Source organism: Nocardioides faecalis, assembly GCF_018388425.1.
Classification (GTDB): Bacteria; Actinomycetota; Actinomycetes; order Propionibacteriales; family Nocardioidaceae; genus Nocardioides; species Nocardioides faecalis.
In genome coordinates this window covers 2027259-2048535 of the sequence record NZ_CP074406.1, presented here as the reverse complement: position 1 = coordinate 2048535, position 21277 = coordinate 2027259, and the positions used below count along the sequence as shown (strand labels likewise).

21 protein-coding genes are annotated in these 21277 nt (G+C 71.8%); 11 read left to right on the top strand and 10 right to left on the bottom strand.

The annotated features are described in order from the left end of the window. Positions 1-97: 97 nt before the first annotated feature. On the bottom strand, positions 98-883 hold the full coding sequence (locus KG111_RS09460) for an SDR family oxidoreductase (RefSeq protein ID WP_205290383.1): 786 nt from the start codon (positions 881-883) through the stop codon (positions 98-100). Between the two features lie 101 nt (positions 884-984). Here KG111_RS09460 and KG111_RS09455 point away from each other — a divergent pair, with 101 nt between their 5' ends. Both KG111_RS09455 and KG111_RS09450 read left to right on the top strand, forming a co-directional pair. Continuing rightward, positions 985-1983, top strand: a complete 999-nt coding sequence (locus KG111_RS09455) for an SPFH domain-containing protein (RefSeq protein ID WP_205290382.1) — start codon at positions 985-987, stop codon at positions 1981-1983. Positions 1984-2004: 21 nt separating this feature from the next. Then, positions 2005-2217 carry a type II toxin-antitoxin system antitoxin gene (locus KG111_RS09450; protein ID WP_240195435.1) on the top strand — a complete coding sequence of 71 codons (213 nt, stop codon included), beginning with the start codon at positions 2005-2007 and terminating at the stop codon, positions 2215-2217. A 36-nt stretch (positions 2218-2253) separates the two neighbouring features. On the opposite strand, the gene KG111_RS09445 is transcribed toward KG111_RS09450, so the two are convergent. Then, positions 2254-3297, bottom strand: coding sequence for a S66 family peptidase (locus KG111_RS09445; protein WP_205290381.1), 1044 nt, complete (start codon positions 3295-3297; stop codon positions 2254-2256). A gap of 114 nt (positions 3298-3411) precedes the next feature. Between KG111_RS09445 and KG111_RS09440 the strand changes: the two genes are divergently transcribed. Next, complete coding sequence (locus KG111_RS09440; protein ID WP_205290380.1) at positions 3412-3864, top strand: TA system antitoxin ParD family protein; 453 nt, start codon at positions 3412-3414, stop codon at positions 3862-3864. Next, positions 3861-4427 carry an ATPase gene (locus KG111_RS09435; RefSeq protein ID WP_205290379.1) on the top strand — a complete coding sequence of 189 codons (567 nt, stop codon included), beginning with the start codon at positions 3861-3863 and terminating at the stop codon, positions 4425-4427. Before KG111_RS09440 ends, KG111_RS09435 begins: the two co-directional genes overlap by 4 nt. Before the next feature lie 79 nt (positions 4428-4506). On the opposite strand, the gene KG111_RS09430 is transcribed toward KG111_RS09435, so the two are convergent. Continuing rightward, positions 4507-5262 carry a hypothetical protein gene (locus KG111_RS09430; protein WP_205290378.1) on the bottom strand — a complete coding sequence of 252 codons (756 nt, stop codon included), beginning with the start codon at positions 5260-5262 and terminating at the stop codon, positions 4507-4509. A 99-nt stretch (positions 5263-5361) separates the two neighbouring features. Here KG111_RS09430 and KG111_RS09425 point away from each other — a divergent pair, with 99 nt between their 5' ends. Beyond that, positions 5362-5886, top strand: coding sequence for a GNAT family N-acetyltransferase (locus KG111_RS09425; RefSeq protein ID WP_249666058.1), 525 nt, complete (start codon positions 5362-5364; stop codon positions 5884-5886). A gap of 109 nt (positions 5887-5995) precedes the next feature. Here the strand turns inward: KG111_RS09425 and KG111_RS09420 are convergent, their stop codons facing one another. After that, the gene (locus KG111_RS09420; RefSeq protein WP_205290377.1) at positions 5996-6628 is read right to left on the bottom strand and encodes a TetR/AcrR family transcriptional regulator; all 633 of its coding nucleotides are present in this window, start codon (positions 6626-6628) and stop codon (positions 5996-5998) included. Positions 6629-6725: 97 nt separating this feature from the next. Here KG111_RS09420 and KG111_RS09415 point away from each other — a divergent pair, with 97 nt between their 5' ends. Further along, positions 6726-8060 (top strand): oxygenase MpaB family protein, encoded by a 1335-nt coding sequence (locus tag KG111_RS09415; RefSeq protein ID WP_205290376.1) that lies wholly within the window; start codon positions 6726-6728, stop codon positions 8058-8060. Between the two features lie 193 nt (positions 8061-8253). Further along, a complete protein-coding gene (locus KG111_RS18300; RefSeq protein WP_240195348.1) occupies positions 8254-9924 on the top strand; it encodes a DUF4389 domain-containing protein in 1671 nt (556 codons plus the stop codon). A 30-nt stretch (positions 9925-9954) separates the two neighbouring features. On the opposite strand, the gene KG111_RS09405 is transcribed toward KG111_RS18300, so the two are convergent. From KG111_RS09405 to KG111_RS09395, 3 genes are read right to left on the bottom strand one after another with little or no spacing between them, the layout of a single operon-like run. Continuing rightward, the gene (locus KG111_RS09405; protein ID WP_205290375.1) at positions 9955-10416 is read right to left on the bottom strand and encodes a VOC family protein; all 462 of its coding nucleotides are present in this window, start codon (positions 10414-10416) and stop codon (positions 9955-9957) included. Positions 10417-10463: 47 nt separating this feature from the next. Continuing rightward, complete coding sequence (locus KG111_RS09400) at positions 10464-12824, bottom strand: ATP-binding cassette domain-containing protein (RefSeq protein WP_240195347.1); 2361 nt, start codon at positions 12822-12824, stop codon at positions 10464-10466. Between the two features lie 46 nt (positions 12825-12870). After that, on the bottom strand, positions 12871-13887 hold the full coding sequence (locus KG111_RS09395; protein ID WP_205290373.1) for a zinc-dependent alcohol dehydrogenase family protein: 1017 nt from the start codon (positions 13885-13887) through the stop codon (positions 12871-12873). 120 nt (positions 13888-14007) lie between these two features. On the opposite strand from KG111_RS09395, the gene KG111_RS09390 reads away from it, so the two are divergent. The 4 genes from KG111_RS09390 (at position 14008) to KG111_RS09375 (ending at position 18190) form a co-directional block, all read left to right on the top strand. Continuing rightward, the gene (locus KG111_RS09390; protein ID WP_205290372.1) at positions 14008-15549 is read left to right on the top strand and encodes a UDP-N-acetylglucosamine 1-carboxyvinyltransferase; all 1542 of its coding nucleotides are present in this window, start codon (positions 14008-14010) and stop codon (positions 15547-15549) included. Positions 15550-15556: 7 nt separating this feature from the next. Beyond that, positions 15557-16345, top strand: a complete 789-nt coding sequence (locus KG111_RS09385) for a glycerophosphodiester phosphodiesterase family protein (RefSeq protein ID WP_205290371.1) — start codon at positions 15557-15559, stop codon at positions 16343-16345. Between the two features lie 13 nt (positions 16346-16358). Further along, on the top strand, positions 16359-17711 hold the full coding sequence (locus KG111_RS09380) for an MFS transporter (RefSeq protein ID WP_205290370.1): 1353 nt from the start codon (positions 16359-16361) through the stop codon (positions 17709-17711). A gap of 83 nt (positions 17712-17794) precedes the next feature. Beyond that, the gene (locus KG111_RS09375; protein WP_205290369.1) at positions 17795-18190 is read left to right on the top strand and encodes an RNA polymerase-binding protein RbpA; all 396 of its coding nucleotides are present in this window, start codon (positions 17795-17797) and stop codon (positions 18188-18190) included. A 26-nt stretch (positions 18191-18216) separates the two neighbouring features. On the opposite strand, the gene KG111_RS09370 is transcribed toward KG111_RS09375, so the two are convergent. The 3 genes from KG111_RS09370 to lnt are packed head-to-tail and all read right to left on the bottom strand — an operon-like array spanning position 18217 to position 21054. Then, a complete protein-coding gene (locus KG111_RS09370; RefSeq protein ID WP_205290368.1) occupies positions 18217-18687 on the bottom strand; it encodes an FxsA family protein in 471 nt (156 codons plus the stop codon). Next, complete coding sequence (locus KG111_RS09365; RefSeq protein WP_307856043.1) at positions 18684-19478, bottom strand: polyprenol monophosphomannose synthase; 795 nt, start codon at positions 19476-19478, stop codon at positions 18684-18686. Before KG111_RS09365 ends, KG111_RS09370 begins: the two co-directional genes overlap by 4 nt. Then, positions 19468-21054: an apolipoprotein N-acyltransferase gene (lnt, locus tag KG111_RS09360; protein WP_205290366.1), complete on the bottom strand. Its 1587-nt coding sequence runs from the start codon at positions 21052-21054 to the stop codon at positions 19468-19470. The genes KG111_RS09365 and lnt overlap by 11 nt, the downstream gene beginning before the upstream one ends. Between the last annotated feature and the right edge of the window lie 223 nt (positions 21055-21277).

The following is a 21277-nucleotide window of genomic DNA, read 5'->3' as shown; positions in this document are numbered from 1 at the left end:
GTGGTGCCACGAGCGGCTACGAAGCTCGTGCTTCCCACCGCGGCTCGGTGATCACCCGTCCGGATCCAGCGTGCTCACGGCAACCGGTTCCGCATGCTCAGCGGCCGCCGGCGATCCGGCCGTTGATCGTCCGCATCAGCCACGCCGGTGCCAGCGCGGAGGAGGTCATCAGCGCCTTGGCCTGCCGCCCCACGGCGTGGTGCGGGCTGCGCGGGCGCAGCCGCGAGCGCCGGGCGCGCACGAGGTCGAGCACCTCGGCGGCCACGTCGTCCGGGGTCAGCCGGATGCCCAGGGAGCGGCTCGAGGCCGTGTCCAGCCCTTCGGTCATCGCGGTGCGCACGAACAGTGGCCAGACGGCGTCCACCGCGATGTCGTCGCCCGCCCACTCCAGGTCCAGTGCCTCGGTCAGGCCGCGCACGGCGAACTTGGTCGCGGAGTAGGTGGCCAGCTCCGGCTGGCCGTAGAGCGCGCTGGCCGAGGCCAGGTTGACCACGTGCGCGCCGGGTGTGTCGCGCAGGTAGGGGTGGGCGGTGTGGCAGCCGTTGAGCACGCCGGTCACGTTGATGTCGACCATCCGCTGCTGCGTGGCCAGGTCGATGTCGGCGAACGGGCCGGCGGCGAGGATGCCGGCGTTGTTGACCAGCACGTCGAGTCGGCCGCCGGTGTGCTCGGCCAGCTCGGCGAGCCTCGCGCGCCACTGCTCGGCGTCGCGGACGTCGAGGCGGCCGGTGCGCAGGCCGGGCAGCTCCTCGGCCAGCCGGGCCAGACCCGGCTCGTCGACGTCGTACGCCGCGACGAGGTGGCCCGCGGCGTGCAGGCGGGTGGCGATGGCGCGGCCGATGCCTGCGGCGGCTCCGGTGACGACGGCGGTGGGTCGGGTCATGCGCCGAGTATCGCGACGGGCGCAAGGACCTGTGCCGGGGGCTCGCTGCTGATATCGTAGTGATATCACTCTCGCTGAGAGTCCCGATCGAAGGAGCACCCATGACGACCCCGCCCGTCGCCCCGCCCGCGCCGCCCGCCGCGCCGTCCGTCGTCCCGCCGGTCCGCGTCGACATCGCCGAGAAGCGCGGCTTCGCGATCAGCGGCTGGCCGGTGCTCCTGGTCGTGCTCGCACTGGTCGCGGTCGCCACGGTGCTGCTGGTCATCGGCCTCGAAGCCCTGGACGCCGGTGACGGGGGAGCGCTCGAGGCCACCCTGGGCGGCGTGATCGGCTTCCTCGCCCTGCTCGGGCTGAGCGGGTTCTGCGTGATCCAGCCCGGCGACACCCGCGTGGTGACGTTCTTCGGGGCCTACATCGGCACCGTGCGTCGTACCGGCCTGTCGTGGACGGTGCCGCTGAGCGGGCGACGCGGTGTCCCGGTGCGGGTGCAGAACTTCGAGACGCAGACGCTGAAGGTCAACGAGAAGACCGGCTCGCCGGTCCAGGTCTCCGCGATCGTGGTCTGGCAGGTCGCCGACACCGCCAAGGCCGTCTTCGCCGTCGACGCCTACGACGACTTCGTGGCCACGCAGTCGGAGGCGGCCCTGCGTCACGTCGTCGCCACCCACCCGTACGACGCGCAGGCACAGGCCTCGGTCAGCGACCAGACCGAGGCGGAGATCGAGCGCTCGCCGCAGATCGTCACGCTGCGGGAGAACGGCAACGAGGTCGCCGACGAGCTGGTGGTCGAGCTCAACGAGCGGATCCACATCGCCGGTCTCGAGGTGCTCGAGGTGCGGCTGTCGAACCTGTCCTACGCCCCCGAGATCGCCGGCGCCATGCTCCAGCGACAGCAGGCCCAGGCCGTCCTCGACGCCCGCCAGGTGATGGTCACCGGCGCGGTCTCCCTGGTGACCGAGGCGCTGTCGCTGCTGGAGCAGAACGGCGACATCGAGCTCGACCCGGAGCGCCGCGCCGCGATGACCTCGAACCTGATGACGGTGCTGGTCGGCGGCGGCTCGGCTACGCCGGTCGTCAACGTCGGCACCCTGTACAACTGATCGCCGACGCAGGACAGCGACGTGCCCAGGGGAGTGCCGGGACGGCCGGAGCGGAAGCAGATCCCGCTCCGGCTGGACCCGGCCATCGCCGAGGCCGTGCGCCGGTGGGCCGAGGACGACCTGCGCTCGGTGAACGCCCAGATCGAGAAGCTGTTGCACGACGCGCTCGTGCGTGCCGGGCGGCTGCCGCGTGGCGGCGCCGGGTCTGGTCCCTCAGAGGGGCCGGAGGAGTGAGGGCGGCCGCTCGATAGCCTCGGGCGGCGGCACGGGTCAGGAGTAATCCGCGACGATCCGACGGCCGACGCCGTCGACGGTGACCAGGCCGCCGTACGGCAGGATCCACTGCGGCCGGGTGTGGCCGAACGGGGGACCGACGACCACCACGGCGTCGGCGTTGTACCGCTCGATCGTCGCGATGGCCGTCTCGCACTGCGCGCGGCGGTGTGCCCGACGCTCGTCGGCGCTGGGTCGCCGGGTGAGGTCGGAAGTCGGTGGGCGGGCGACGAGGACCGCGTCGACGGCGCCGAGGATGCCGCGTTCACCGAGTGCGCGCAGGATCCAGCCGAAGTCCCGGGCGGGGATCAGCTCCTCGGAGGTCTCCAGCAGCAGCACGCCACCGGCCAGCATGTCCGGATCGTGAGGGAAGCGGCCGGCCGTCAGGATCCACTGCAGCACCTCGACGCAGCCGCCCCAGGTGCGACCGGTGACGCTCCGGGTCGGCCCGGCCCACGTCCACGGCTCGGTGGGCTCGCGCTCGCCGTGCTCGGTCAGCGCGCGAGGGTCGGCCCAGTCGTGGCCGAAGTCCTCGGACTCACCCGGCTCCACGATCTCGAGCCGCTCGCCGGTGAGCAGCGCGGCGCGCAGGCTCTGCTCGTGCACCGGGTCGATGCCCGGCCCGGCGCCGAGATGGACCTGGGTGGAGCCGCCGTAGAAGCCGGGCACGCCGTGGGTCCACAGCCAGTTGAGGAGGTTGGTGTTGTCGCTGTAGCCGAGGAACGGCTTGGGGTCGGCGCGCACGGCGGCAGTGTCCAGGTGGGGGATGACGGTGATCTGGTCCTCGCCGCCGGCGGTCGCCAGCACGGCTCGGATCTCCGGGTCGGCGAAGGCGGCGTTCAGGTCCGCGGCTCGGTCGCGGCTGCTGGCGTCGAGGCGGCGCGTCGTCGGGTACTCGACCGGCACCAGCCCGGTGGTCGCGGTGAGTCGCCGCAGGGCCTGCTCGTGCACTGCGGGACCGACGGCCGGCACGGCGAACGACGGTGAGAGCACGGCGACCTTGTCGCCGGGCCGAGCCTTGGGTACGACGGCGAGATCCATGGCCGGACCCTACGGGGACCCTGTCTCGCGGCGGCGCGCCTTCGCTTCACCCTGGGCGACATCTGTAGCAGGTTGCTACGATGGTGTAGCGAAGTGCTACGACAGGGGAGTGCGATGGGCAAGGCAGAGCGGGTCACGAGGTTCGACGAGGCGCTGTTCGAGACGGCTGCCGCTGAGGGCTCCCGGCAGTCCCGTTCGGCGCGTCAGCAGCTCGAGCACTGGGCGCGCCTCGGCGCCGCGCTCTCTGCTCAGGTCGACTCGCCGGTCAACCGCGTCCGTCTCGCGCTCGAGGGCAAGGTCGCGCAGCGGGACCTGAGCCTGGACGAGGCCCGGCAGTTCGATGCTGCGATCACCGCGCGGATCGACGAGGCGGTGGCGCACGCGGACTTCTCCTCGGCTCCCTTGCCGGACTTCTCCTCAGCCACCCCGGATCCGCACCGAGTGCTGGCCGACCTGACGTCGCGCGGTGCGCTCGCCGAGCGCTCGCGCGCCCAGCTCCGCGAGGCGGTGGCCGATCTCGGCCGGGCACTGGAGGGCGAGCAGTCGCCGGCGAAGGCCGGTAGGTGACGCGGCTGGACCTCGTCGTCGGGCCCAACGGTGCGGGGAAGTCGACCTTCGTCGACCGCGTCCTGCTGCCGGCGCTGCCGCACCGGGCCTTCGTCAACGCCGACGAGATCGCCAAGCTCTACTGGCCCGGCGACGAGGTCGAGAAGTCGCGGGTGGCCGCGCGGCTCGCAGAGGTGTTGCGTTCAGCCTTCATCGCGCTACAGGAACCGTTCATCGCCGAGACGGTGTTCTCGCACTCCTCGAAGCTCGACCTGATCCGAGACGCCACCGCCGGCGGCTACCGCGTGCACCTGCACGTGCTGATGCTGCCCGAGGACGACACGGTCGCCCGGGTTGCCAAGCGCGTCGGCCAGGGTGGGCACGCCGTACCCGAGGACAAGATCCGCGGGCGCTACCAGCGGCTGTGGGACAACGTCGCGGACGCCGTACGCCTGTGCGACACCGCCGACCTCTACGACAACACCGCTAGCAGCCCGGTCCGCACCGCGAGGTTCAGCGGGGGTGTCGCGCACGGCGCGGTGTCCTGGCCGGGCTGGGTGCCCGAGGTCCTGACTGCGCTCTGAACCCGGAAGAGGGGCTCATCTCCTCACGTAATGACATAATGTCACTTATCGGCGATATGGGTGGTGCGCCGGAGAGGGGTCAGCGGGAGCAGCTGGACTGCCGCATGACGAGTGACTCGCCCTCGGCGTCGAGCGCGCTCGTCAGGACGAACCCCCGGCCCTTGGCGTACCAGGACGTCGTGGCCATGCTTGCGAACAGGTCGCGCATGTCCTTCTTGATCTGCCGGGCGAACTCGGGCTTGGCGTTGGTGATCTTCAGGGACGTCATCTTGGTCCGCTGCCCGAAGGCACGGACCTTGGTGCGCTCGGTGTCGGCGAGCGCGATGCGGCGCGTGCCGAGGTTGCTGGTCCGGTACTTGGCGGCGATCATCACCGTGCGACCGCTCTTGGTCGCGAGCGCGGCCATCTCGGTCGGCATCGTGATCCGCAGCGTCATCGTGGCGGCCTCGGCCTTGCGACGCTTCGCGGAGGACGACGGCGCCGGCAGTGTGGCGTCGTACGACACCTTGTTGACCATCCCGAACATGCGCAGCGTCTCGCGCTGCTTCAACCCCGCCTTGCCGCCCTTGAGCAGGTGCACCGACTGGGCATAGGTCATGCCCTCGCTGGACATGGCCAGCACGATCTTCTTGCCGCTGCGCTTGCGGACCTTGGCCTTCTCGGTGCCCACGACCTCCCCGGCCTCGTCGGTGAGCGTGTAGCTGCACTTCACGCCCGTCGCCGGGAAGTACGCCGCCCACGGGTGCTGCTTGGCGGCGGCCTGCGCCGACGTGCCGAGCAGCGGCAGGAGCAGGCTGAGGAGCAGGACGGCGGAGAAGCGGGATACGAGGCGCACCGGCGAAGCCTAGGGTGCGCACGGCATGGGCGTGGGCGCTTCGGACAAGGCGCGCAGGTGAGGCCGTGGTCGTGCGTGCCGATGACATAACGTGGTGCCGTGCACCTCTCGACCGAGCGCCTGCTCATACGTCCCTGGCGACACGACGAGGCCGCCCGCCTGCTCGACATCCAGAGCAGGATCGAGATCGTGAAGTGGCTCGCCGACGGCGAGCCGGTGCTGATGAAGGACCTCGACGAGGCGCACGCGCGCATCGACCGGTATGCCGCCCGCTCGGCCGAGCCACCCCGCGGCATCTGGGCCGTCGAGGTCCGCGACACGGGCGTGGTCGCCGGCACGGTGCTGCTGCTGACCCTGCCGAACGACGAGGCTGGCGAGGTCGAGATCGGTTGGCACCTGCACCCCGACGCCTGGGGCCACGGCTACGCCACGGAGGCCGCGCGCGCCGTGCTGGCGCACGGGTTCGGCGCCGGCCTACCCGAGATCCTCGCCATCACCCACCTCGACAACGAGCCGTCCCAGGCCGTCTGCCACCGCCTCGGCATGAGCGACCTCGGCGTCGTCGGGAAGTGGTACCGGCTGTTCCGCATCAACGCCGAGGAGTGGCGGGCCACGCTCGGCTGAGGCACGGCCCGGGGTCCCGGTCTCCCGGAAACGCCGCGGTGCCGGCCTCGGCGGCGCTAGGTTCCGAACGACTACCGAGGGAGACCCGGCTGGGCCCGCGCGGGCTCGCTCACAGGATCGCCGGCAATCGGGCGCTGAGCGCGGTCAGTGACTCCGCGATCAACGCGCTCACCTGTGCCTGCTCCAGCCTGAGGGCGCCGTCGAGCCAGGCGCGGATCAGCTCCAGTCCCCCGCCCGCGACCACCAGCGAGGTCGCCCGCAGCTGCTGCTCGCTGAGCGTGGCGCCGGCGCGGCGGGCCTGGGCGGCGTACTCCCCCGCGGCCGCGTGCAGCAGCGCCGTACGACGTGCCGCCAGCACCGGGACCTCGCAGAGCAGGAAGCGCGCCCGGCGCGGGTCCTCGCCGAGCCGCTCCACGATCGCGGTGATCGCCGCCCGGGTCACCGTGGCGACGTCACTCGAGTCGTCCGCGTCCGCGATCGCGGCGAGGGCGTCGGCGACGAGACCGGCGCCGAGCTCGTCGTAGGTGACGGCGGCCAGGTCCTCGAGGTCGGTGAAGCTCTCGTAGAGCGACCGCGGGCCGAGCTCGGCCTCCGCCGCGATCCGGCGGACGGTGGCGGCCTCCCAGCCCGACTCCCCCACGACCGCCACCATGGCGGCCATGAGGCGCCTGCGTCGGTCGGCACGACGCTGCTCCGGCTCCACGCCGGCGTAGGTCCGGCCGGCCTGCTCGGAGGTCGTCATGGCGCCAGTCTCCCACCGCGTCCGTGCTTGTGCGCCACCCACCCGCTATGATTCGGAATCAGATGATTCCCAACATTCGTTCGTCGAGAGGCACCCGATGGCCCGCTCCACCGTCGACCTCCCCGCACCGGCTCCCGGTCGGGTCCACCCCCTGAACAGCGCCGCCCGGCACTCGCTGGCCGATCCGTTGCCCATCCATCCGGCATTGCAAGAGGGCGCCGCCGCACTGGCGCTGCGCTGGCTCAGCGCGGGCGACGCCCGGCCCACCCGGGCCCAGGCCGAGGCGTTCGCTGCCTACCGCCACGTCGGCGACCCGCCCGCCGACGCGCTCGTCGCCGCGATGCGCAAGGACCGCCGAGGGCGAGCGCAGCTCGAGCAGGCCCTCGAGCACGGGGTGGAGACCGTCGACGACCCGCTGCCCGAGCTCATCGACTTCTTCGCCGAGCTGGAGGCGGTGCCGTACTGGCTGGACCACGCCCTGCTCGAGCGAGCCAGCGCCACACTCAACCGGGTGCCCGTCGACACCCTGGTCTCCCTGACCGCGGCGGTCACGCTGCCCGGCAGCTACGTCTCCCCGCTGGTCAACGAGGTGCTGCTGCACGGCGGCGACCTGCACCGCCGCGCCGCCGGACGGGTCACCGAGACGGTGTCCTGGCTCGTCGACTGTGCTTCCCCGGGCGGCATGGAACGCTTCGGCGACGGCTTCAAGACCACCGCCCGGGTGCGGATCATCCACGGCTACATCCGTGCCGGCGTCGGATCCCTCGACGACTGGGACGTCGAGACGCGCGGCGTGCCGGTCAACCAGCTGCACTACTGCGTGACCATGATCCCGCTGCTCGCCGTCGCCCTCGGCACCGTGGCGCTGGGCCACCTGCAGAGCGCCAAGGAACGCGAGGCCGTCGTGCACCTCTACCGCTACATGAGCCACCTGATGGGGGTCGTGCCCGAGCTGCAGGTGGCCTCGCTGAACGACCTCACCCGGCTGGTCTGGTTGGCGGCGTGGTCGGAGTTCGACCCCGACGAGTCCAGCCGTCTGCTCACCACCGCCGTGCTCGACTCCGTCGACCAGCTGCGCGACCTCACCGACGGCACCGCGGGCCAGCGGTTGCGGCGCACGCTGCACCGCCGCGTGCACCACGACCTGACCCGGCTCTCCCTCGGACCGTCATACGCCGCCGCGGCGGGCGTCACGCCGCTCAGCGCCGGCATCGCGGTGCTGCCGGTGCTCGCCGCGGGCAACGTCGTACGCGACGTCGCGCAGCGGCTCACCCGCCGCGACGTCGCCACCGCCGCGCGGCGCGGCCACGCCCGGCGGGCGGCCGACCTGGCCCGGCTCAAGGAGCGGGTGCACACCCGGCCCTACCGACGCGACGAGGCGGTCGACACCGTCCGCAGCCGAGCGGACAAGCCGCTGGCCTCCGCCGGCTGAGCGCCCTGCGGGGCGGCTGCGACCCGGGTTCGTCCCGGGCCGAAGGGCACCCCCCGGGGGCCGGGGGCGGGGTGTCCTTCGGCCCCGGTGCTGGTGACCACCGACAGTGGAGGGTCCGGTCGGTGGAACCTACGTTGAAGTGGAGCGTCCGCCCCGCGGAACGCCGCCAGGGCAACTCAGGAGGGTGACCCGGATGTCGACTGTGAACACTCCGCCGGGGGCCGCGTCGTATCCCTTGCGTATCGACGGCGAGCTCGACCCGAACACCTCGAGGGCGCTGTGGCTGGTGAAGTGGCTCCTCGCCATCCCCCACTACGTGGTGCTGGCCTTCCTCGGGATCGCGTTCTCGTTCCTGACCTTCCTGGCGTTCTTCGCGATCCTGTTCACCGGGCGCTACCCGCGGGTCATCTTCGACTTCAACGTCGGCGTGCTGCGCTGGGGCTGGCGGGTCACCTTCTACGCCTACGGCGTCCTGGGCACCGACCGCTACCCGCCCTTCTCGCTGCACGACGTGCCGGACTACCCCGCGCACCTCGACGTGGACTACCCCGAACGCCTCTCCCGCGGCCTCGTCCTGGTCAAGTGGTGGCTGCTCGCCATCCCGCACTTCCTCGTCCTCAGCGCCATCCTCGGTGGGGCGACGCTCGCCGTCGGGGACGACATGGGCGCGTCGTCGTGGTCACCGGGCCTGTTGCCGGTGCTGGTGCTGGTGGCGGCGATCTGCCTGCTGTTCACCAAGCGCTACCCCCCGCGGCTGTTCGACCTGGTGGTCGGGCTGGAGCGGTGGAGCACGCGCGTCACGGCCTACGTGACGCTGATGACCGACCGTTATCCGCCGTTCGCGCTCGACCAGGGCGGACGCGACCCGGGCACCCCGGGGACCCCGGGCACCCAGCCTCCGGCCGCAGGGGCCACGGCGCCCGGGGCACCGGTGACGGGCACTGCGACCCCAGAGACTCCGGGCCAGGAGACCGCGGCCCAGGAGACCCGGGCTGCGTGGAGTCCGCCTCCTGCTTCCCCGGGGCCCGCGGCATCGACCCCGCCTCCGGCACCCGAGCTCGCAGCGGTGCCTGTGCCCGCACCTGCGCCTGCGCCTGCGCAGGGGCCGGCACCGACGCCTGCGCCGGGGTCGGCGGCGAAGACCGGCTGGAGCGCCGGTCGCGTGGTGACGATGACGATCGGGGCGACGCTCGTGGCCGTCAGCCTGTGGTTCCTGGCCGCCGCGACGGTGGTGGGGGTGGTCGACGTCGGTGCCAAGGACCGCGACGGCTACTTCATGAGCGATGCGGAGCAGCTCTCCACCCAGACCAGCGCGATCATCTCCCGGAGCGTGGACCTGCACGAGGGGTGGTCGGGCGACGACCTGCCGGACCTGCTGACCGGCGACGTGCGGGTCACCGCCGAGCCGGGATCGGGGACCGAGCTCTTCCTCGGTCTCGCCCGCACCCGTGACGTCGAGGCCTACCTGGCCGGCGTCGACCACGTCGTCCTGACCGACCTGGACGACGACGGACGACCCGAGTACCGCACCCGCACCGGCTCGGGGACCGGCGTCACCCCACCGGGTGACCAGGACTTCTGGACCGTCCAGGACTCCGGGACCGGCAAGCTCTCGGTCGACTGGAGGCCCACCGAGGGCGAGTGGACCTACGTGGTCATGAACGCCGACGGCAGCCCCGACGTCCGCAGCGACGTCGCTGTCGGAGCGGAGCTGCCGATCATCGGTGGCCTCGCCGCCGTGCTCGCCGTGACAGGTCTCGTCCTGCTGCTCATCGGCCTCGTCCTGGTGGTGATCGCGCTCCGCTCGGCTTCCAAGCACCGACGCAAGATGGCCTCGGCGACCCCGCCGTCGGGTCGAGGTTGAGTCGGGGCTGGGGCGAGGTCGGGGCGAGGCTCAGTCCAGGCAGAACTCGTTGCCCTCGGGGTCGGTCATCACGATGAACCCGGCCTCCAGCGGCGGTTCCGGCTCGACGCGACGGACCCGGGTGGCGCCGAGGCCGACCAGCCGCTCGCACTCGGCCTCCAGCGCCGCCATCCGGTCGTCGTCGCTGAGCCCGGGCGCGGCGCGGACGTCGAGATGGACCCGGTTCTTGACGGTCTTGTCCTCGGGCACCCGCTGGAAGAAGATCCGCGGCCCGGTGCCCTCGGGGTCCTCGATCGCTGCGCGGGCGCCGCGCAGCTCCGCGGGCACGCCGGCCTGCTCGAGAAAGGTGTCCCAGGCGTCGTACACGTCGGCGCCCTCGGGCACGACCATGCCCGGCGGCGCCGGGATCACGTAGTCCAGTGCGGCGGCCCAGAACCGGGCCATCTCGGGGGCGTCGTGGACGTCGAAGGTCACCTGCACGGCTCGGCTCATACGACCTGCCTACCTCGCGGCACCGACAGCGGGGAACCCCGCAGCCCTCAGGCGGTGCCGACGTAGGCGGCCAGGTGCTCACCGGTCAGCGTCGAGCGCTGCGCGACCAGGTCGGCCGGCGTGCCCTCGAAGACGACCCGGCCTCCGTCGTGGCCGGCGCCGGGGCCCAGGTCGATGATCCAGTCCGCGTGCGCCATCACCGCCTGGTGGTGCTCGATCACGATCACCGACTTGCCGGCCTCGACCAGCCGGTCGAGCAGCGCCAGCAGGTTCGCCACGTCAGCCAGGTGCAGACCGGTGGTGGGCTCGTCGAGGACGTAGATCCCGCCCTCCTCCCCCATCCGCACGGCCAGCTTGAGCCGCTGCCGCTCCCCGCCGGAGAGCGTGTTCAGCGGCTGGCCCAGCTTCAGGTAGCCCAGCCCGACGTCCTCGAGCCGGGCGAGGACCTTCGCCGCCGCTGGCGTCTTCGCCTCGCCCGCGGCGAAGAAGGCGTGTGCCTCGGCCACCGGCAGGTCGAGCACCTCGGCGATGTTCAGCCCGCCCAGGCGCAGCTCGAGGACGGCGGCCTGGAACCGCCGGCCCCCGCACTCCTCGCACACGCTGGCCACGGTCTCCATGAAGCCGAGCTCGGTGTAGATCATCCCGTTGCCGTTGCAGCCGGCACAGGCGCCCTCGGAGTTGGCGCTGAACAGCGCGGGCTTCACGCCGTTCGCCTTCGCGAACGCCTTGCGGATCGGCTCCAACAGCCCCGAGTACGTCGCCGGGTTGGACCGGCGCGAGCCCTTGATCGCGCTCTGGTCGACCACGACCACGCCCTCGCGGCCGGCGACCGAGCCGTGGATCAGCGAGCTCTTGCCGGAGCCGGCCACCCCGGTCACCACGCACAGCACGCCGAGCGGCACGTCCACGTCGACGTCGAGGAGGTTGTGCCGCGTCGCCCCGCGCACCTGCAGCGCACCGGTCGGCGTGCGGACGGTGTCCTTGAGCGCGGCGCGGTAGCCGAGGTGGCGACCGGTCAGCGTGTCGCTGGCGAGCAGCCCGGCCACGTCACCCTCGTAGCAGACCGTGCCGCCTCCGGTGCCCGCACCGGGGCCGAGGTCGACCACATGGTCGGCGATGGCGATCGTCTCGGGCTTGTGCTCCACCACCAGCACGGTGTTGCCCTTGTCGCGCAGCTCCACCAGCAGGTCGTTCATCTGCGCGATGTCGTGCGGGTGCAGCCCCACGGTCGGCTCGTCGAAGACGTAGGTGACGTCGGTCAGCGCGGAGCCGAGGTGCCGGATCATCTTGGTCCGCTGCGCCTCTCCCCCGGACAGCGTGCCCGCGGGCCGGTCCAGCGAGAGGTAGCCGAGCCCGATCTGCACGAAGGACTCCAGCAGGTGGGTGAGGTTGGCGACCAGCGGGGCCACCGTCGCCTCGTCGATGCCGCGCACCCACTGCGCGGCATCGGTGATCTGCATGGCGCAGACCTCGGCGATCCCCTTGCCGTTCACCCGGACCGAGCGCGCCGCCTCGTTGAGGCGGGTGCCCTCGCACGCCGCGCACGGTGCGAAGACCGCGGCGCGCTCCACGAACGCCTTGATGTGCGGCTGCAGCGAGTCGACGTCCTTGCTGAACATCGACTTGCGGATCTTGGGGATCAGCCCCTCGTAGGTGATGTTGACGTTCTCCACCTTGACCTTGCGGGTCTCGCCGTACAGCAGGTCCTGGCACTCCTCCTCGCTCAGGTCGCGCACCGCCACGTCGGGGCGCACCACCGTCTTGTACGGCGCCACCATCCACCCGTCGGCGGTGTAGCCGGGCACCAGGATGGCGCCCTCGACCAGCGACTTGGACTCGTCCACGATCTGGGTCAGGTCCAGGTCGGAGACGGTTCCCCGTCCCTCGCACTCCGCACACATGCCGCCCAGGTAGACGGTCTGCTGCACGACGTTCTTCTCGACCTTGCCGCCGGCCTTCTCCGTCGAGAGCACGCCGCTGGCCTTGCGGGTCGGCACGTTGAACGCGAACGCGGTGGGCGGGCCGATGGAGGGCTCGCCGATCCGGCTGAACAGCATCCGCAGCATCGCGTGGGCGTCGGTGGCGGTGCCGACCGTGGACCTAGCGTTGGCGCCCATCCGCTCCTGGTCCACCAGGATCGCGGTGGTGATGCCCTCGATGTGGTCGACCTCGGGCCGGGCCATCGACGGCATGAAGCCCTGGACGAAGGTCGAGTAGGTCTCGTTGATCATCCGCTGCGACTCCGCGGCGATCGTGGCGAAGACCAGCGAGCTCTTCCCGGAGCCGGACACGCCCGTGAACACCGAGAGCCGCCGCTTGGGGATCTCGAGGCTGACGTCCTTGAGGTTGTTCTCCCGCGCCCCCTGGACGCGGATCAGGTCGTGGCCGTCGGCGGGGTGGCTGCCCATGGCGCGCAGCATAGGGCGATCCGCCGACGCCCGCGCTCGATCGCGCCTAGGGCTGCAGCATCACCTTGATCGCACGGCGCTCGTCCATCGCGCGGTAGCCCTCGGGTGACTGCTCCAGCGGCAGGGTCAGGTCGAAGACCAGGCCGGGCTCGATGCGGCCGGCGGTGACCAGGTCGAGCAGCTCGGGCAGGTAGCGGCGCACCGGCGCCATGCCGCCGCGCACCCCGATGTTCTTCTCGAACAGGGTGCGGACCGGCAGCTGCACCCCGTGCGGCACGCCGACGAAGCCGACGCCGCCGCCGGGGCGGGTCACGGCGATCGCGGTGCTCATGGCGTCGTCGGTGCCGACACACTCCAGGGCGGCGTCCACACCGACCCCGTCGGTCAGCTCCAGCACCTCGGCCTGACCCTCGGCGCCGCGCGCGGCGACCACGTGGGTGGCGCCGAAGGCGCGGGCCACCTGCTGGCGTGACTCGTGGCGCGACATCGCGATGATCCGCTCGGCGCCGAGCACCGAGGCGGCCAGGACGCCGCACAGGCCCACGGCGCCGTCGCCGACCACGGCGACGGTGTCACCGGGCCGGACACCGGCCGAGACGGCCGCGTGCCAGCCGGTCGGCATCACGTCGGTCAGCGCCAGCACGGAGGTGAGGAGCTCGGGCGGCGGCGCCTCGCCGGTGCCGACCAGGCTGCCGTCGGCTTGGGTCACGCGGGCGTACTCGGCCTGGCCGCTGCTGGTCATGCCGAGGTTCACGCACGCCGACTGCGCCCCGGCGCGGCAGTGCGCGCAGGTGTTGTCGCAGTGGCAGAACGGCACGATGACGAAGTCGCCGCGGCGGAACAGGGAGACCTCGCTGCCGACCTCCTCGACCACTCCGATGCACTCGTGGCCGATGGTGGCGCCGGGACGGATCGGGTTCTCCCCGCGATAGGGCCACAGGTCCGAGCCGCAGATGCAGCCGGCGGTGACCTTGACGATGGCGTCGGTGGCCTTCTTCAGCACCGGGTCGGGGACCTGCTCGACGCGGATGTCTCCGGGGGCGTGGATGGTGGTGGCGCGCACCCTCCGATGTTGGCAGACGCCGCCGAACACGGCACCGCCGGGAAGGGCGAGGCGCTGGGTCGCCAGCACCACACCCGCCCCGCATTGGGTCTATCTCATATGTGAGTTACCGTCGTAGACATGACGATCACCGAGCCCGACGGCGACTACAAGGGCCGCATCGGCAACCTGATCCGTGACGCGCGCAAGCACCGCGCGCTCACCCAGGCCCAGCTCGCGGAGCGCCTCGGCACCAGCCAGAGCGCGATCAACCGCATCGAGAAGGGCCACCAGAACCTGTCCCTGGAGATGCTGGCCCGCATCGGCAGCGCGCTCGACTCCGAGATCGTCGCCCTCGGCGCCGGCCCCACCCACCTCCGGGTCAAGGGCCCCACCACCCTGACCGGCAGCATCGACGTCAAGACGTCGAAGAACGCCGGGGTGGCGCTGCTGTGCGCCTCGCTGCTCAACCGCGGCCGTACGACGCTGCGCAAGGTCGCCCGGATCGAGGAGGTCAACCGGCTGCTCGAGGTGCTCAACAGCCTCGGCGTGCAGACCCGGTGGATCAACACCGACAACGACCTGGAGATCGTCCCGCCCAAGGAGCTGGACTTCACCCGGATCGACGAGGAGGCCGCGCGCCGCACCCGGTCGGTGATCATGTTCCTCGGCCCGCTGCTGCACCGCACCGAGAGCTTCGAGCTGCCCTACGCCGGCGGCTGCAACCTGGGCACCCGCACCGTCGAGCCGCACATGTCGGCGCTGCGCCCCTTCGGCCTCGAGGTCACCGCCACCGACGGCTGGTACCACGCCCGGCACAACCCCGCTGTCGTGCCGGGCCGGCCGATCGTGCTCACCGAGCGCGGCGACACCGTCACCGAGAACGCGCTGATGGCCGCGGCGCTGCACCCGGGCACCACCGTGATCCGCAACGCCTCGTCGAACTACATGGTCCAGGACCTGTGCTTCTTCCTGCAGTCCCTGGGCGTGGCCGTGGAGGGCATCGGCACCACGACCCTGACCGTCACCGGTGTGGAGAGCATCGACGTGGACGTCGACTACTCCCCCAGCGAGGACCCGATCGAGGCGATGTCGCTGCTGGCCGCCGCGATCGTGACCGGCTCGGAGATCACCATCGAGCGGGCGCCGATCGAGTTCCTCGAGATCGAGCTGGCCGTGCTGGGCGAGATGGGCTTCCGCTACGACCTCTCCGAGGAGTACCTCGCCGCCAACGGGCGCACCCGGCTGGTCGACATCACCACCCACCCCTCGGACCTGGTCGCCCCGCGCGACAAGATCCACCCGATGCCGTTCCCCGGCCTCAACATCGACAACCTGCCGTTCTTCGCCGTGATCGGCGCGGTCGCCGAGGGTCAGACCTACCTGCACGACTGGGTCTACGACAACCGCGCCATCTACCTCACCGAGCTCAACAAGCTCGGCGGCAAGGTCACCCTGCTGGACCCGCACCGGGTGCAGATCGAGGGCCCGACCTCGTGGACCGGCGCCGAGCTGATCTGCCCGCCGGCCCTGCGGCCCGCGGTGGTGGTGCTGCTGGCGATGCTGGCGAGCAAGGGCACCTCGGTGCTGCGCGGCACCTACGTGATCCACCGTGGCTACGAGGACCTGGCCGAGCGGCTCAGCTCGCTCGGCGCCGACATCGAGAGCTTCCGGGACATCTGAGCCGGCGATGGCCGAGCTCGAGGAGCCCTACCTCGCCCCCGGGCGGGTGCTCGCCCTGGCCCACCGCGGCGGCGCGTTCCACCCCGAGATCGAGGGGCTGGAGAACACGATGGCGGCCTTCAAGCACGCGGCCGGCCTCGGCTACACCTACCTGGAGACCGACGTCCACGCCACCAGCGACGGCGTCCTGCTCGCCTTCCACGACGACGTGCTGGACCGGGTCACCGACGGCACCGGCGCGGTCGGCGAGCTCACCCTGGCCGACGTACGACGCGCCCGCATCGGTGGCCGCGAGCAGGTGCCGACGCTGGTGGAGCTGCTCGATGCGTTCCCGCGGGCCCGGTTCAACATCGACATCAAGTCCGAGGCAGCCGTCGAGCCGCTGGCCGCGCTGGTCCGTGAGCGAGGGCTGTGGGACCGGGTGCTGGTCGGATCCTTCTCGCACCGGCGCACCCGCCGCTTCCGGGCGCTGACCGAGCAGCGGGTGCCGACGGCGGCGACGCCCTGGCAGGTCGTGGCGTTCCGGTGCGCGCCGACAGCGCGGATCGCGGCGCTGCTCGCCGGCCCCGACGTCGACGCCTTCCAGGTGCCGCACCGCCGCGGCAGGTTCACCGTGGTCACGCCCGGCTTCGTCCGGCGCGCCCACGCTGCCGGCCTGCCGGTGCACGTGTGGACGATCGACGACCCCGACGAGATGCGCCTGCTGCTGGACCGCGGCGTGGATGGGATCTTCACGGATCGCACCGACCTGCTCAAGGATGTGCTCCAGTCGTGCGGCCGGTGGTGGTCGCCGTAGGGAGGGGACCCCGATGAGCATGGCCGAACCGATCGTGGAGCCGGAGCCGCTGCCCCGGACCCGGGAGCAGCGCTCCTGGTACTACACCGACTGGGCGGTCTCGGCGTTCCAGACCACCGTCGCCGGCGTGCTCTTCGCCCCCTACCTCATCTCGGTCGCCGAGAACGCGGTCGGCGAGCAGGGCCGGCTCGAGCTCCTCGGGCTGTCCATCGCGCCGGGCTCGCTGCCGTCGTACGTGATCACGTTGTCGACGGTGCTCTCCGCGGTGCTCTACCCGCTGCTGGGCGCCGTGGCGGACCGCACCGCGCACAAGACCCGCCTGCTCGCCGGGTTCGCCTGGGCCGGTGCGCTGGCCACCGCCCTGCTGTTCTTCCTCGAGGGCGAGAACTGGCTGTTCGGCAGCCTGATGTTCATCGTGGCCAACCTGTGCGGCGGGGCGGCGGTGGTGGTCAGCGACTCGATCCTGCCGCTGATCTCCACCGAGGCCGAGCGCGACCGCGTCTCCTCGGTGGGCTGGGCCTACGGGTACGCCGGCGGCGGCCTGCTGCTGGCGGTGAACTTCGCGATGGTCACCTTCCACGACGCGCTCGGGCTGAGCACCGAGCTCGCGGTGCGCCTGTCGATGTTGTCCGCGGCGCTGTGGTGGGCCGGGTTCATCATCATCCCCTGGCGAGGCATCCGGGACCGGGCGCCGGTGGCCGTGGAGCGGGTCGAGGGCGGGCTGCTCGCCCGCTCCTTCGGCCAGCTGGCCGCCACCCTCAAGGACCTGCGCAACTACCCCGTCGCGTTGACCTTCCTGCTCGCCTACCTCTTCTTCAACGACGGCATCCAGACCGTCATCGCCTCCGCCTCGACGTTCGGCATCAAGGAGCTCGGATTCGCCGAGGGCACCGTGCTGGGCACCTACCTGCTGGTGCAGTTCGTCGCGATGTTCGGTGCCGTCGGCTTCGGCCGGGCCGCCGGCCGGTTCGGCGCCAAGAAGGTGATCCTGGCGGGGATCGTGGGCTGGATGGGCATCGTCACCGTCGCCCTGGTGGTCCCCGAACGCCAGCTGTACGGGTTCTTGCTGCTCGGCGCCGCGATCGGGGTGGTGCTGGGCGGCACCCAGGCCCTGGCGCGGTCCTACTTCTCCCTGTTCATCCCCCGCGGCAAGGAGGCGGAGTACTTCAGCCTCTACCACGCGGTCGACCGGGGCACCTCGTGGTTCGGCACCCTCACCTTCGGTGTCGTCTACCAGCTCACCGACTCCTACCGGCCGGCGATCTTCGCCCTCATCGTCTTCTTCGTCGTCGGCGGCCTGCTGCTGCTGCGGGTGAACACCGCCGAGGGCATTCGCCAGGCAGGGAACCAGCGCCTCGCCGGGTGACCGAGACCTCGCCCCGGGGATGGAACCTTTGATCCGCGGGTAGCGTTGACAGGTCAGAGAAGAAACACGGGAGGTGGGTTCTCATGGCCGAGCGGACATTGCGCGGCGCCCGACTGGGCGGTCAGTCGTTCGAGGACGAGCGCGGCATCGAGTTCGCTGCTCGGCAGCAGGTCGGGTACCGGTGCTCCCAGGGGCACGAGTTCGAGATCACCATGTCCGTCGAGGCCGACGTGCCGGCGGTGTGGGAGTGCCCGCGCTGTGGCTCCGAGGGCGAGAGCACCTCGGGCATCGAGCGCGAGGTGAAGGTCGAGAAGCCGCAGCGCACCCACTGGGACATGCTGCTGGAGCGGCGCTCCGAGAAGGAGCTCGAAGACATCCTGACCGAGCGGCTCGAGCTGCTGCGCGGCGGCGAGATCGGACCGGCGCACCTGCACCGCGCCAACGCCCGCAAGCGCAAGGCGGCGACCAAGTCGTCCTGACCGCCTCGTCCTGACCGGCGACCGGCCTAGTCGGGCCGCTCGTCGATCACCTCGCCCCGGATCACGGTGTCCTGCGCCGAAGGTCCGGGGCGTGTCTGTGTCACCACCAGCCGGCTCATCGCGTAGCCGGCCAGCAGCCTGCGGAACAGCGGACGGGTGAGCGGGAGGATGAGCAGGATCCCGATCGCGTCGCTGACGAATCCGGGGCTCATCATCAGCGCGCCGCCGAGCACGATCAGCACGCCGTCGGCGAGCTCCTTCGTCGGCATCGCACCGGTCTCCAGCCGGCTGCGCATCGCCCGCCAGGCCCGCCTGCCCTCCCGCTTGATCAGCCAGGCGCCGAAGATGCTGTCGGCGAGCAGCAGCAGCACCGTCCACCAAGGGCCGATGGCCTGCCCGACCTGGACGAGCACGTAGATCTCCAGGATCGGCATCACCAGCAGCGCCAGCACGAGCAGGGCGCTCAGCCGGCGGCGGTTGCGACGGGTCGGGCTCATCGCGGCCGCCCGCTGCCGACCCGGGTGCGCAGCTGGCGCCAGCGCTCCTGCAGGCCCCACGTGGTGATCCGGTGCAGCGACTCCACCGCCACCCTTCCGCTCATCTTCGACTCCCCGCGGACCCGCTCCACGAACTCGATCGGCACCTCGCGCACGGTGAGCCCCGCACGCAGCGTGCGCGTGACGAGGTCGGTCTGGAACACGTAGCCGGTCGAGCGCACCTCGTGCAGACGCAGCTTCTCCAGCGCGGAGCGCCGGTAGAGGCGGAACCCGGCGGTGGCGTCGCGCACGTCCACGCCCAGCAGCAGCCGGACGTAGAGGTTGCCCCCGCGAGACAGTGCCTCGCGCTGCCAGGGCCAGTTGACCACCGAGCCGCCGGGCACGTAGCGCGAGCCGATCACCAGGTCGGCGTCGAGCAGGCCGTGCAGGAGGCGACCGAGCTGTTCGGGCTGGTGCGAGCCGTCGGCATCCATCTCGCCGATGACGTCGTAGCCCTGGGACAGCGCCCAGTCGAATCCGGCCAGGTACGCCGCCCCGAGCCCACCCTTGGCGTCGCGGTGCAGCACGTGCACGTGCGGGTCCGCCGCGGCGAGCCGGTCGGCCTCGGCGCCGGTGCCGTCGGGCGAGCCGTCGTCGACGACCAGCACGTCGACGTCGGGCTGGGCGAAGCGGAGCCGGCCCAGGACCCAGGACAGGTTGGCCGCCTCGTTGTACGTCGGTACGACCATCACGACCCGGCCGAGGGCGGCGACGTCGTCGGCGGGCTCCGCCGTGGTGTGCTCAGCCGACACGGGTGCTCTCGTCCGGCGACGGCGTGCTCGAGTTCCGCACCGCATCCTCCTCAGTCCCCGCCCCGCGGCGGTGGGGCGTCCCTCTCCCTCGACGGTACGCGACGCCACCCCACACCAGGGCCAGCAGGGCCACGACGGCCAGGAGTCGGCTGGGCCAGGGGCCCATGCGCATCGCCGGCGTCAGGTCGCTGCTCAGGCCGACCTCGTTCACCAGCACGGCGGTGGTGCGCGGCTCGGCCGTGGCCACCACCTCGCCGTCGGGGTCGATCACGCCGCTGCGTCCGTTGGTGGAGGCCACGGTCAGCCAGCGTCCCGCCTCGATCGCCCGCAGCCGGGTGATGGCGAACTGCTGCTCGACCTGGTGGGTGAAGATGAAGCTGGCGTTGGAGGTCTGCACGGCGAGGAGCTCGGCGCCGTCGCGCACCTGCGGCGGCATCACGTCGTCGTAGACGACGTCGAAGCAGATCGCGTCGGCGAGGCTCACCCCGGCCACGCGCAGCGGCTCGGTGCGGGTCCCGCTCTTCATGTCGCGCGAGATCAGCGCCAGCTGGCCGAACTTGGGGTCCCAGTAGCGCCGGAAGGGGATGTACTCGCCGTACGGCACCGGGTGGCGCTTGGTGTAGCGCTCCCCCGGCCCGGTCGCCGGGTCCCACACCACCCCTTGGTTCAAGATGTGGTCCGGACCGTCGTCGACGAGCGCACCGACCACGACCGGCACCCCGATCGTCGAGGCCGCCTCGAGGATGCCCTGGCGCACGGGACCGGGGCGGAACGGGTCGGTGGCGGTGGAGTTCTCCGGCCACAGCACGAAGTCGGGCCGGGGCGCACGGCCCGCGGCGACGTCGGCGGCGAGGGCGACCGTGGCGTCGACGTGGTTCTCGGTCACCCCGAGGGAGTCGTAGAGGATGTTGTTGCCCGGCCCCGGCACGTCTCCCTGCACCACCGCCACGGTCGTCGTACCGCTGGTGGAGACCTGGTAGGGGAACAGCGCGGGAGCGAGCAGCAGCGCAGCGACCGCCACCAGCCCCGCCCCGCGGCGGACGAGCTGACCGCGGGCCCGGTGCTCGAGGACGCCCTCGATCAGGTGGGCCAGCGCGAAGCCGGCCAGCGCGAGCACGAAGCTCAGCCCGGTCATGGACAGGTAGGCCACCGCTGGGGCGGCGGGGGTGTCGATGGCGGCGAACGACAACCGGCCCCACGGCATCCCGCTGAACGGCCAACCGCTGCGGATCGTCTCCATCGTCGTCCACGCCGCGGCCAGCCACACCGGCCAGGCCGGAAGGCGGCGCAACAACGGCACCGTCAGCCCCAGCAGGCCGTAGAAGGCGGCCTCGACGCTGGACAGCGCCGCCCAGGCGTCCGGACCGATGGAGGTGCGCATCCACGCGATGTGGGTGAAGTAGAAGGCCACGCCGAAGGCCAGACCGACCAGCCCGGCGCGACGCACGGTCAGGCCGCGCAGGGCCAGGGCGTAGCAGGCCACGGCCGGCGGCAGCAGCCAGGCCAGTGCGAGGGGCTCGTACGCCGCACTCAGCGACAGCCCGGCGCCGATCGCGAGGCACAAACGCTTCACCACGTCCGAAGCGTAGTGGCCCGCCGGTCACTGCAGGGCATCGGAAGGGTCCGGATCCCCTTCGGACCATCGCGCCGCCCGACCGGCTGCCGAGGACGCGACGTTGTCTAGGAGGACCAGGACCCTTCCGGTCCGCTCTCGAGGTGCGAACCGACCTCCGCGAACCGCAGACGGGTTGAGCTGGTGCTACTCCCCCGACACAACGGCCACTCGGACGTCGGTCCGC

Coding starts and splice junctions, on each gene's coding strand:
- KG111_RS09460 (WP_205290383.1), bottom strand. CDS start 883: ATGACCCGACCCACCGCCGTCGTCACCGGAGCCGCCGCAGGCATCGGC.
- KG111_RS09455 (WP_205290382.1), top strand. CDS start 985: ATGACGACCCCGCCCGTCGCCCCGCCCGCGCCGCCCGCCGCGCCGTCC.
- KG111_RS09445 (WP_205290381.1), bottom strand. CDS start 3,297: ATGGATCTCGCCGTCGTACCCAAGGCTCGGCCCGGCGACAAGGTCGCC.
- KG111_RS09440 (WP_205290380.1), top strand. CDS start 3,412: ATGGGCAAGGCAGAGCGGGTCACGAGGTTCGACGAGGCGCTGTTCGAG.
- KG111_RS09420 (WP_205290377.1), bottom strand. CDS start 6,628: ATGACGACCTCCGAGCAGGCCGGCCGGACCTACGCCGGCGTGGAGCCG.
- KG111_RS09415 (WP_205290376.1), top strand. CDS start 6,726: ATGGCCCGCTCCACCGTCGACCTCCCCGCACCGGCTCCCGGTCGGGTC.
- KG111_RS18300 (WP_240195348.1), top strand. CDS start 8,254: ATGTCGACTGTGAACACTCCGCCGGGGGCCGCGTCGTATCCCTTGCGT.
- KG111_RS09405 (WP_205290375.1), bottom strand. CDS start 10,416: ATGAGCCGAGCCGTGCAGGTGACCTTCGACGTCCACGACGCCCCCGAG.
- KG111_RS09400 (WP_240195347.1), bottom strand. CDS start 12,824: ATGGGCAGCCACCCCGCCGACGGCCACGACCTGATCCGCGTCCAGGGG.
- KG111_RS09390 (WP_205290372.1), top strand. CDS start 14,008: ATGACGATCACCGAGCCCGACGGCGACTACAAGGGCCGCATCGGCAAC.
- KG111_RS09385 (WP_205290371.1), top strand. CDS start 15,557: ATGGCCGAGCTCGAGGAGCCCTACCTCGCCCCCGGGCGGGTGCTCGCC.
- KG111_RS09380 (WP_205290370.1), top strand. CDS start 16,359: ATGAGCATGGCCGAACCGATCGTGGAGCCGGAGCCGCTGCCCCGGACC.
- KG111_RS09375 (WP_205290369.1), top strand. CDS start 17,795: ATGGCCGAGCGGACATTGCGCGGCGCCCGACTGGGCGGTCAGTCGTTC.
- KG111_RS09370 (WP_205290368.1), bottom strand. CDS start 18,687: ATGAGCCCGACCCGTCGCAACCGCCGCCGGCTGAGCGCCCTGCTCGTG.